The organism is Kordia sp. (assembly GCF_045105435.1).
Lineage (GTDB): Bacteria > Bacteroidota > Bacteroidia > Flavobacteriales > Flavobacteriaceae > Kordia.
This window is the reverse complement of sequence record NZ_JBGCDL010000113.1, coordinates 1-10,724: the sequence shown is the minus strand read 5'-3', so window position 1 is coordinate 10,724 and position 10,724 is coordinate 1. Positions and strand designations below refer to the sequence as shown.

At 35.8% G+C, this 10,724-nt stretch carries 10 protein-coding genes; 5 read left to right on the top strand and 5 right to left on the bottom strand.

Annotated elements, in window-relative coordinates; genetic code table 11:
- Positions 1-171, bottom strand: a complete 171-nt coding sequence (locus AB8B65_RS05570) for a hypothetical protein (protein ID WP_405299870.1) — start codon at positions 169-171, stop codon at positions 1-3.
- Between the two features lie 189 nt (positions 172-360).
- Between AB8B65_RS05570 and AB8B65_RS05565 the strand changes: the two genes are divergently transcribed.
- The 4 genes from AB8B65_RS05565 (at position 361) to AB8B65_RS05550 (ending at position 3,168) form a co-directional block, all read left to right on the top strand.
- Complete coding sequence (locus AB8B65_RS05565; protein WP_405299869.1) at positions 361-1,050, top strand: alpha/beta fold hydrolase; 690 nt, start codon at positions 361-363, stop codon at positions 1,048-1,050.
- 5 nt (positions 1,051-1,055) lie between these two features.
- Positions 1,056-1,520 (top strand): hypothetical protein, encoded by a 465-nt coding sequence (locus AB8B65_RS05560; protein WP_405299868.1) that lies wholly within the window; start codon positions 1,056-1,058, stop codon positions 1,518-1,520.
- Positions 1,521-1,597: 77 nt separating this feature from the next.
- Complete coding sequence (locus AB8B65_RS05555; protein WP_405299867.1) at positions 1,598-2,461, top strand: tetratricopeptide repeat protein; 864 nt, start codon at positions 1,598-1,600, stop codon at positions 2,459-2,461.
- 62 nt (positions 2,462-2,523) lie between these two features.
- Entirely contained in the window at positions 2,524-3,168 is a 645-nt protein-coding gene (locus AB8B65_RS05550; RefSeq protein ID WP_405299866.1) for a diphthine--ammonia ligase, read from the top strand.
- On the opposite strand, the gene AB8B65_RS05545 is transcribed toward AB8B65_RS05550, so the two are convergent.
- Positions 3,169-7,671 carry a lamin tail domain-containing protein gene (locus tag AB8B65_RS05545; protein ID WP_405299865.1) on the bottom strand — a complete coding sequence of 1,501 codons (4,503 nt, stop codon included), beginning with the start codon at positions 7,669-7,671 and terminating at the stop codon, positions 3,169-3,171.
- A gap of 106 nt (positions 7,672-7,777) precedes the next feature.
- Here AB8B65_RS05545 and AB8B65_RS05540 point away from each other — a divergent pair, with 106 nt between their 5' ends.
- Positions 7,778-8,248, top strand: a complete 471-nt coding sequence (locus AB8B65_RS05540) for a regulatory protein RecX (RefSeq protein WP_405299864.1) — start codon at positions 7,778-7,780, stop codon at positions 8,246-8,248.
- A gap of 1 nt (position 8,249) precedes the next feature.
- On the opposite strand, the gene AB8B65_RS05535 is transcribed toward AB8B65_RS05540, so the two are convergent.
- The 3 genes from AB8B65_RS05535 to AB8B65_RS05525 all read right to left on the bottom strand — a co-directional run.
- Positions 8,250-9,119 (bottom strand): cupin-like domain-containing protein, encoded by an 870-nt coding sequence (locus tag AB8B65_RS05535; protein ID WP_405299863.1) that lies wholly within the window; start codon positions 9,117-9,119, stop codon positions 8,250-8,252.
- Positions 9,120-9,229: 110 nt separating this feature from the next.
- Positions 9,230-10,339, bottom strand: a complete 1,110-nt coding sequence (bioB, locus tag AB8B65_RS05530) for a biotin synthase BioB (RefSeq protein WP_405299862.1) — start codon at positions 10,337-10,339, stop codon at positions 9,230-9,232.
- 28 nt (positions 10,340-10,367) lie between these two features.
- The coding region (locus tag AB8B65_RS05525) for a hypothetical protein (protein WP_405299861.1) at positions 10,368-10,724 on the bottom strand (357 nt) is incomplete at its 5' end.

Below are 10,724 nucleotides of genomic sequence, written 5' to 3'. Positions count from 1 at the left end.
TTAAATTAATGCAAGAATTTGTGTTCGTCTTAGCGGCGTGCTAATTTCAGAGTTATCAGAAAGGCTTATAGCACTTTCACTTACCAAATCGGTAATTTTAACTATTTGACTTACAGATATACTATGCACTACACTCTGTTTATCCGTTATAGTTATAAATTTGGTGTCCATATATATTGGTTTAGTTTTTACTCATTTTTTATTACTACAGGAGTAAATATATGTGTTTCTTATTTTTAAAACTAGGGTGTTTTTCCTAAAAATTAATAAAAATTTATACAGTATACACATGTAAACCTTTCCATAATCAAATATCCGCTTCTTTGTTTTTTTAGTAACTTTAATGTGTAAATTAATACCATGAAACCACAAAACCTACTCCTACTTCACGGCGCTTTGGGAAGTGAAGTGCAACTCAAACCAATACAAGAACTTTTATCTAAAGACTTTAATGTGCATACTTTAAACTTTGAAGGTCATGGCGGACGCACTTCAGATGATGTCTTTGATATGGAACGATTTGCCGAGAATGTTGTTGAGAAGCTTCAAACAGTAGGAATTTCTAATACTCATATTTTTGGGTATAGCATGGGCGGTTATGTAGCATTGACTTTAGCTAAGAAATATCCAGAAATGGTAAAAAACATTGTAACGCTTGGCACAAAGTTCAATTGGAATTTAGAAAGTGCGCAGCAAGAAGTTAGGATGTTGAATCCAGAGAAAATAGAAGAAAAAGTACCTGCGTTTGCTAAACGTCTTCATGAATTGCATCAACCAAATGACTGGAAAAAAATGATGCAAAAAACAGCCGAAATGATGTTAGCTTTGGCGAATGGCAAAAGATTAACTGATGCCGATTTACAACACATTCAACATAAAGTATTGATCGGAATTGGATCTTTAGACAATATGGTTACCGTTGAAGAATCTAAAAATGCAGCCACACAATTACCCAACGGAACTTTACAAATTATTGAAGCTGTAAAACATCCGATTGAAAAAGTAGATTTGAATGTTTTGGAGGAAGTGATTCGAAATTTTTTGATTTAATTTTCATGAAAAAACCTAGAATACATATCACAACTACCGAATTGACTTTTGAAGCTTTTCCTTCAAAGGAAATCGGTTTAGCTATCTATTGTAAATCATTCAAAATTCCATTAGAAGATATTAAATATATTGCCATAAGTCCAAGATTAGCTTTAGATGATGATGTTCTTTTTATTTTAATCATTGGAAAAAACCATAAAATCTATAAAATTCCATTCGTGTATTATATCTATGACTTTTCTGGTTTTGAAAACCATTTTCTGTCAACTTCAATCCATAAAGAATGGGGAAGTTTTACACATAAAGATCATTATGGAAAGGTTGATAAAATTATCTATCCAAATGAATTTTATTGGCTTGATTTATTCGAAAAGAATTGGAAACTAAAAGTTAGAAACCTATATAGTTGGATTAACCCGAAATCATTTTTTGGAGATTTCAGTAAAGAACTATTCACTAACCGAAAATAAGGGTTTACTCATTTTAGATTTTATAAAAACGTGAATTAAACTATTTTTCGTTATAAAAATTACCAAAACCAATACTCATGAAAAACACAATTACATTTTTATGCGCACTATTTATCTTCAATATTAACTTCGCTCAAAGCAATAAAAAAGTACTATTCAAAGTTGATAAAAACTATTATGAAGCCGTTGACAAGTGGGTTGTATATCCTAGCGAAAAAGAAGATAAAACTGTTACTTTAGGTTTTATTTACATAGATCGACAAGCTGGATTTACATTAAATTATGAATATGATATCGAGCTTACATTAGAAGGATTAAAAAAAGGATCAAGTCTCGATAATACAAGTTTAAAAGTAAGACTTACTAAAGATTTTGGAAAAGTAGCAATTTTAACACCTCAACAAGTAAAAGAACTTGGTTTACCAGAACAACCCGATTGGTTAAAAATCTACAAAAAAGACGCTAAAAAAGTTTCATATTTGACCAAAATAGGATATCACTACAATCATGTTGGTGCAAGTAAATTCGCATTAACTCCTTTATTGAAAGCCTACGAAAAAGAACCACATTTTGCAGGATTGGAATTTGAATTGTCGTATGCATACAACGCAATAGGCGAATTTGAAAAGGCAATTACGATCTTAGAAAAAGCAATTCACAACAATCCAAATAACTATTTTTTCTTTAGAGAATTGGGCTTTTCTTATAAAAACTTAAAACGTGTGGAAGACGCCGAACGTACTTATAAAAAAGGAATTTCTATGTCGGATAATGATTTTGAAAAGAGCGAAATGGCCGTAAATATGGCGCAAACGTATTTTGAGCTTCGCAATAGAAAAAAGTTTGATGAATGGGCAAAATTAACCCGAAAGTTTGCTAAAAAAGGTGCTCGATACGCAAAGTTTATCGATTATTTTGAAAGTAATTGGGATAAGAAGTAACTAAAAATATTCAAACTGCATTGATGAGTTCATAGTATCTTTGCACTACTTAAAAATTACTCATGAAATTACTTTGTTCTTGGTCTGGCGGAAAAGATTCTTGCTACGCGCTCATGCAAATGCAACAGCAACCTGTTGTATTATTAAACGCTTTGAATGAAAACGGTGAAATTAGTCGTTCGCACGGACTTTCAAAAGCATTGTTACATGCGCAAGCTGATGCTATAGGGACTTCTATTGACTTCATCTCTGCAACTTGGAGCAATTACACAAATACGTTTATTGAAAAGCTTAAAGCGCTTGTAAATCAATATAAATTGACCGATGCTGTTTTTGGCGATATTGATATAGAATCGCATCGCGAATGGGAAGAAGAAGTCTGTAAAGCCGTAAATATCAACTGTAATTTACCGCTTTGGCAGCAAGATCGAAAAACGCTTGTTACCGAAATGATTGCTGCAGGAATTATTGCCATGATTGTATCTTGTAATGACGATTTAGGCCCTGATTTTTTGGGTAGAATTATCAATAAAGAAACTGTAGATTTATTAGACGAAAAAGGTGTAGATGTTTGCGGCGAAAATGGTGAATTTCATACCGTTGTGTTAGATTGTCCATTGTTCAATAAACCGATAGCAGTTATTCAAGGTGAAAAACTACATAATGGAACTGGTTATCATTTTTTAGAATTGTCGCTTAAAGATTAATTACCGCGTAATTTTCTTCGTCAACGAACCTTTTTCCGTATCAATAACTACTACATACACACCAGAAGCTTGCGATCGTAAAGAAACTTTCTGATTTGTATCTGTAACCATTCCAACCAATTGCCCCAACATAGAATATACTTTTACACTATTGATAACAGTTCGCGTGCGTTGCTTAATTTCTATTTCTTTGTTATTGTTTAAGTAGACTGCAAGCGCATCTTCTGCAATAACTTCCTCTTCGACACTTAACAGTGTATTTATAAATTCCAATTGAAATCTGTCTGTAAAAATACCATCTGTTGTTGTGAAAGTGTATGGGGCAAGTTTTAAATTGTGTGTGATATTTAATTCTAAATCTTTCAAATACACCTCAACATCGCTTGTATTTAAAATTCCTTCTATTTGATCGATATTGATGGTAATATCTCCCAAAATAGCCGAATCATATCCTAAAGGAACAATATCTGTATCTACAAAAGCTGGTCGTCCTTGAATTCCATATTGATGCGTATCATCTTTTGAATAGAAACGTAAATAGTTTGCACCATTCAATCGAATTCCATCATATAATCTGTCTTTTTGAAATGTTGCTTCGTCAAAGAAACCAATTAATATTTGACTAAACGCGCCATCTGCATTTGTAAGATTTAACCAAATTCGATCACGTTCTTCGGTAGATTCAGTTGTACTTTCTGCATTGCTTGGTCTGTAAAAATTTGTATTGTCATACGTATTGCTTCGCATGCTGTTGTTGAAAGTAACCGTTCCAGCGGTAATTGCTTCTATAAAGAAACCTTGTCCTGAAGCAATAAAACCTGTCGGCGCTGTACTTCCGCTTGTAGAGCTTGTACCAACTCCACCAGAAGTATTGTACATTGCATAATCGTCTGTGCTGTAATTAAATGCATCTGGCCCTGGATTTGATATGCTGACATCATCAATATGTGTCCAGAAGTATAAAGTTCCCGTAATATTTGTGTTTAAAGTCACAAAATCGTCTGCGCTTATTGCTGATGGGTATGGATTCCCGACAAAGTTCCAATCATCGTCCGCATCCGAAGCATCGGCACTTAAACTAATTGGCACAGTAATAACACCATTATTTACAGCTCCGCTAAACGTAACATCTTCCGTACGCGGAAAACTTCCTGTAGTTGGTCCCATTGCGGCATATCCAACACCTGGCGTCATTGTATCTCCTGATAAAATATGCGCCCAAGCGTCATCATTATCGTCAAATTCATCATTGTCTAAATCTTCAAAGTTAGCTGCAATGTAGCGAAACGTTCTGTCTAAACGCCAAGTTCCTAATGCAGTACCAAACGTTGTACTTGCCACTGGCGAAGACCAATACGTATAGTCATATTGCTCAAAAGAAGTGGTTGTTTTTTCTACATTGATAACTCCAGTTCCGTTGAGTGTGACTGTTCCGGCATCATCAACCATAACCAACGAACCTTGATGTTCTACAGTTAAAACTCCACTGTCATTTACGGTTAAATCGTTTTCAATATCAATATATGATCCTGCAGGAATGGTTATTGTAACACTACTATCTATCATTAGCGAACATGCTTCTAAATCGCCACTTATACCAGCATCGTAATCTCCTGATATTGCAACCAATCTTGATCTTTCTGGCAATCCGCTACTCCAAGAAGCTCCATTCCAAGTAGTAACTGCCTCTTCATGTTCTCCTAAGTATGGATTTGTACCTATCGTAGAATTTTCTACTTCTGCATCTGTAAATTCTACCCAATCGTTTATATCGAAAGTTGTAGAAGGTCCGGAGGACACACATGTATTTCTTACAAAGCATCTGCGATCTCCCCAAGTTGTTCCATCTCCAATAACATCTACTCTATTTGCCCACGAATTACTATCAAGACTCGTCGTAATAATTATCAAATCATCTCCACTAAATAGGCTTGCTCCTGGCGGAAATTCAAACGTAGGGTTTCCATCATAACCCACTTCGCCTGGCGAAGCATACGCTGGTAATACGGCAGTATCATGTTTGTAGCGTCTTATCTCGCCAATTGCCATATCTGTAGCTATTAATACATTATTATTGAATGATGGAGAACCCGAATCCGAAGGATCTGCCGAAGTTGGAGCATCTGCATCTGCATTGTTTAGTACAACAATATAATATGTGTTTGCAGGAATGATTGCGCCACTTATATTTTTTACTTCTATCCATTTATTCGTACTGGCACCTTCATAATATTGTGTAATCATAATATCACTAGAACCAGCTCCATCATTGTCTGTTATGGTGAGTGTATGTGTGGAATTTGTTCCTATAGATGCTGTCGTTCCTCCAGAAACGTTTTGCAAGTTTAAAATAACCATTTCACTTGGTTCAACAACCGCATCATCATTGGAAATAAAAATAGTTACACATTGATTTGCAGATGATCCCGTCGGAAATGTTAGTGTTACTGGAAACGAAATTGCGGCTGGTGTTCCTGCGCCATCGTCATAATCGGTTCCGTTGGTTGCTGTACTTGCACCATCAAGCGCTACTTCTACAGTAGTTGCCGCACTTCCACTTGGATTTGTAATGGACACACATACATCTATGAATGCGCCATTTTCAGCAAGTGTAGATGATGTACTTACAAATTGGACTTCTGTTGTAGCACAAGGAGACGTTAGTGAGTTTGTTCCTGGCGATCCACCATTGGTTACTTCTTGCCAGTTTGTTCCTGTATCAGAATTGTCCATTGTGATATCAGTAACGTGTAGCGAATTTCCATTTCCATTAGCTCCATCGCCATTGTCGTAAGTTACTGCATCGGCTGCCGTAGTTCCATCAGCTGCAAATAGCGTAATGGTTCTTGTTGAGTTTGCTAAATTATTAGTATTGTTAATACCTGCTGTGAGTCCAAAATCTGGCGCAAAATTACAGCCTGGATTAAACGTTCCATCACCATTACTTCCTACTCCGATGGTAATACAAGTTCCATCAGCTATTGTTTGTCCGCCTGAAAAAGTATATAAAGTAGAACCGTTAGAATCGATCGTATACAAACTCAAACTTTGTGTGCTTCCCGAAACATTACAGATTTCTATCCATTCGTCGTCTGTTCCAGTTGAGTTGTACATTATTTCCGTGATGACAACATCTGCTGTTGGTGGCGCATTTACGGTTAAGATTCCTGAATTGTATGTTACAGGATCCCAAAAATCCCCCATATTATCTGCTAAAATTCCTCCAAAGGTAAAATCACTACTGTTTATTCTGAAACGACTTGCATAGTAATACGTTCCTGCTACTAATGGCGAACCAATTTCCGCAGTATATTGATCGTTATTTCCAACATCCGAATCGTAGGTTGCTGCAACCCAAGTCCATCCAGCGCCAACACTTGGATCATTGTCTGTTGTATTGTAACCAATCCAAGCTTCTACATTGGCTCCTTGTCCGGCTGCATCTGTAATTCCTGGTTCAAATACTTGTGCAAATACATTGAATGTATCGCCTTCTGTTGTGGTTGCTGTTTTTGGAAAATCTACATTACAAAAATCGGCAGTATCTGGATTGACTGTTAACTGTACAGAATCACTACTCCACACACCTCCAGAACCTCCATAAGTAAAATTACAGCTGTTTAGTCGAAAGCGACTTGCATAGTAATACGTTCCTGTGACTAAACTTGAACCAATTTCTGCGCTAAATTCATCGTTGTTTCCTGCTTGCACATTGAACGTTGCTGGAACCCACGTCCAACCTGCATCAACACTAGGATCATTGTTTATTGTATTATACCCAATCCAAGCTTCTACACCAGTTCCTGCACCTGCGGCTTCCGTAACTCCGGCTTCATATCCTTGTGCAAATACTGTAAAATTATCGCCAACTGTAATGGTTTGTGAAGTTGTTGGAAATTGTACATTGGTAAAATCCATAGCATCAGTACATGAAGACGTTACAGTTCCGTTGACGATGATATCATTACCAGCACCTTCAAAACCTCCTGAACCGCCAGTAGCTTCCGAAAAACCATATATTCTATAGGTAACTGCTGCTGTATTTCCTGTTTGACTTACTGTAAATGTAATTACTTCCGTACTACTTGTATTATCGGCAATAGCCATTTCTGCATCAATATTTGCAGCATAACTATCTATTGAACTTCGCAAAGAAATAGCGCTGAGTCCAGTTCCTGAACGTTGCACATTGAAAACCATTGTTGTTATATTGAATTGAAAACCACTGTTTGGTGTGATTGTAAATTCCATATAATCATTTCCAGATACGGCATTTGCTATACTTGATGTTGCCCAAGAAGTTGCATTGAATCTGTTTCCATTATTTGATGCTGTAAGTCCAGCACCTCTTGTTATTGTTGACGTTGTTAAGTTTGTATCATTTGAATTTGATACTGCTGAAGCTTCATTTCCTGCTAGTCCATTGAAGTCAAATGTTAAAATTTGAGTATACCCAATAAAACACATTAGAAAAAAGAAAACGGAGGCTATTTTTTTTTTCATACCACTACATTTATATTACTCTACTAAGATAGTGGATAATTCGTTAATTATCAAAAGTATAAAAACTTGTTTCTGTGAACAAATAGTTATTCTTTTGTAAACTCGTATGGAAAAGAAATCTTATTCAGTCACTGAAGCTAAAGTTAAACTGCAACAATTTTGCGCGTATCAAGATCGTTGTCATAAGGAAGTTGTGGAGAAATTACAGAAAATGAACATGATTCCTGAAGCGATTGATTTGATTGTAACCGAGTTGATTCAAGATAATTTTTTAAATGAAGAACGCTTTGCGCGAAGTTTTGCCAGAGGCAAGTTTAGAATTAAAAAATGGGGACGATTGCGTATTGTTAGAGAGTTGAAGTTTCGGAATATTTCTAAATATAATATTGATGCTGGATTGAAAGAGATTGAAGAGGTTGACTATTTAAATACTTTGGATGAATTGGCTAGGAAACGCACTAATGCTGTAAAAGAGGCAAATCCGTTTAAACGAAAGAAGAAAATTGCTGATTATTTGTTTTATAGAGGTTGGGAATCACATTTGGTCTACGAAAAGATTAATGAGTTGGTGAAATAAGTTATAGAATACTGTTTTTACGATGCGTTCGTACAACAGCTTCTTCATTTTTCCAATCAATCCATTTTTGACCTTTTATTTTACGCATGAAGTTGTCGTAATGTCTCATTATGAAAAAGTTGTAGACAGCTTTTCCTAAATTTTTTGGATTTTTAGCAAATGAGCGCAAACTCATAGAGAAACCAGGCGTTATGTATTTCATATAGTGCCAATAACCTTCTGGCATATAAAGTATATCTCCATGTTTTAACTCTGCAATGTGTCCTTGTGCTTTTTGCAACGCTGGCCATTTTTCAAAGTCAGGATTTGAGAAGTCAATATCTTCACGCACAATCAACGAATGTGGAATTTTATAGAGATAATCACTTTGTTTTTGATCGAATAAAATGCATTGTTTTTTTCCTTCAAAGTGAAAATGAAAAATATTAGCCAAATCAATGTCATAATGCATAAACGTATGCGAATCGGTTCCACCAAAGAATAACATTGGCAGAGATTTCATCAGTTTTAAACCGAAATCAGGATAGGAATAATCGTTTTGTAAGGACGGAATTTCTTTTAGAATATTCCATAAAAAAATACGGTATTTGGTAGGTTCACGCTTTAGTAAGTCTACATACTCCGCCATTTTCATTTTAGCATGCGGCTCATTGAAACCATCTTTATAATCTACAGGTCTATCATCGTATAATGGAACTTCTTTGTCGCCCGCTATTTCTTTCATGTAGTCCAAACTCCATTTGGTATACGCAGGCCAATCTTCAATAAAATTCTCTATCACCACAGGTTTTTGTGGGGTAAAGTAATTTTTGATAAAGTCTTCTTTGGGAATTGTTTTGACCCTGGGAATTTCTTGCAGATTCAATTTCAAAATTCTAACGTTTATGATAGCTAAGTTAATAAATTGTTCTGAAAAAATATTTTTTTAACTAAAAAAAGAGCCCATTTTTGAGCTCTTTTTTGTTAATATTTTGGTAATTTTTATTGTTTTTTTTCTAATACAGCGGCTTTCATTTTTTCTTTTGCTTCCTCATTTCGCTCTATTGTATGTGCTGGTCTGGACCATTTTGGTTTTTCTCCAAGCGCCTCATATTGTGAGTCTTCTGCTTCAACTGTTTGCGGCTGCACCTTTTTTGTAAATGGTTTTTGTGGATTTAATCCTAACATTTCAAACATTTTCATGTCTTCATTTACATCCGGATTTGGTGTCGTCAGTAATTTATCGCCTGCAAAGATAGAGTTTGCACCCGCAAAGAAACACATTGCTTGCCCTTCTCTACTCATATTGGTTCTACCAGCAGATAAACGTACTTGCGTTTCTGGCATTACAATTCTTGTGGTTGCTACCATACGAATCATATCCCAAATTTCAACAGGTTTTTCGTTTTCTAACGGCGTTCCATCAACAGCAACTAATGCATTAATTGGCACAGATTCTGGTTGCGGATTTAAGGTTGCTAAAGCGGCTACCATTCCTGCGCGATCTTCTACAGATTCTCCCATTCCTATAATTCCACCACTACAAACCGTTACATTGGTTTTACGAACATTGTCAATTGTTTCCAATCGATCTTCGTATCCACGTGTTGAGATGACTTCTTTATAGTATTCTTCTGATGAGTCTAAATTGTGATTGTAAGCGTATAATCCGGCTTCCGCCAAACGTTGTGCTTGGTTTTCGGTCACCATTCCTAGTGTACAGCAAACTTCCATGTCTAGTTTATTGATAGTACGTACCATTTCTAGTACTTGATCAAATTCTGGTCCGTCTTTTACATTTCGCCATGCAGCGCCCATGCAAACACGCGAACTTCCTGAAGCTTTTGCGCGTAATGCTTGTGCTTTTACATGCGATACAGTCATTAAATCGTTTCCTTCAATATCGGTATGGTAACGTGCAGCTTGCGGACAATAGCCACAATCTTCTGGACAACCACCAGTTTTTATAGATAATAGTGTAGACACTTGTACGGTGTTTGGATCGTGATGAACTCTGTGTACAGTTGCTGCTTCATAAAGCAATTCCATCATTGGTTTGTTGTAAATCGCTATGATTTCTTCTTTAGTCCAATTGTGTCGAATGTTGTTCATAAAAAAGTAAGTTTGGTGACAAAAATAGTTATATCCATTTAGATTCTGCTTCTGTAGCGTCTAAAATATCAATTTTTAATAGTTCTGCAATTTGTTTTGCAATTTCAAATGCTTTTTCTTTCTTTTTTGCAGTGTATGCTTTGATGCGATGATTGCCATTGTAGAATAAGTTTACAACAATTACATTGCTTTGCACTTTCGCTTCCGCAGAACGAGAACGCACTATTACGTCTTCTGTTGTGCTAAATACGGAAACATATTCTATTTCGGGCAAATCTTGCCATTTTCCATAACGAATTCCAAATACTTCTGTGAAAGTTCGATAGCTGTTCGCTTCAAAATCAATTTCAGATCCATCTGTATAAAGATAAAAAAAAGACAATCC

Coding starts and splice junctions, on each gene's coding strand:
- AB8B65_RS05570 (WP_405299870.1), bottom strand. CDS start 171: ATGGACACCAAATTTATAACTATAACGGATAAACAGAGTGTAGTGCAT.
- AB8B65_RS05565 (WP_405299869.1), top strand. CDS start 361: ATGAAACCACAAAACCTACTCCTACTTCACGGCGCTTTGGGAAGTGAA.
- AB8B65_RS05540 (WP_405299864.1), top strand. CDS start 7,778: ATGGAAAAGAAATCTTATTCAGTCACTGAAGCTAAAGTTAAACTGCAA.
- AB8B65_RS05560 (WP_405299868.1), top strand. CDS start 1,056: ATGAAAAAACCTAGAATACATATCACAACTACCGAATTGACTTTTGAA.
- AB8B65_RS05555 (WP_405299867.1), top strand. CDS start 1,598: ATGAAAAACACAATTACATTTTTATGCGCACTATTTATCTTCAATATT.
- AB8B65_RS05550 (WP_405299866.1), top strand. CDS start 2,524: ATGAAATTACTTTGTTCTTGGTCTGGCGGAAAAGATTCTTGCTACGCG.
- bioB (WP_405299862.1), bottom strand. CDS start 10,339: ATGAACAACATTCGACACAATTGGACTAAAGAAGAAATCATAGCGATT.
- AB8B65_RS05545 (WP_405299865.1), bottom strand. CDS start 7,671: ATGAAAAAAAAAATAGCCTCCGTTTTCTTTTTTCTAATGTGTTTTATT.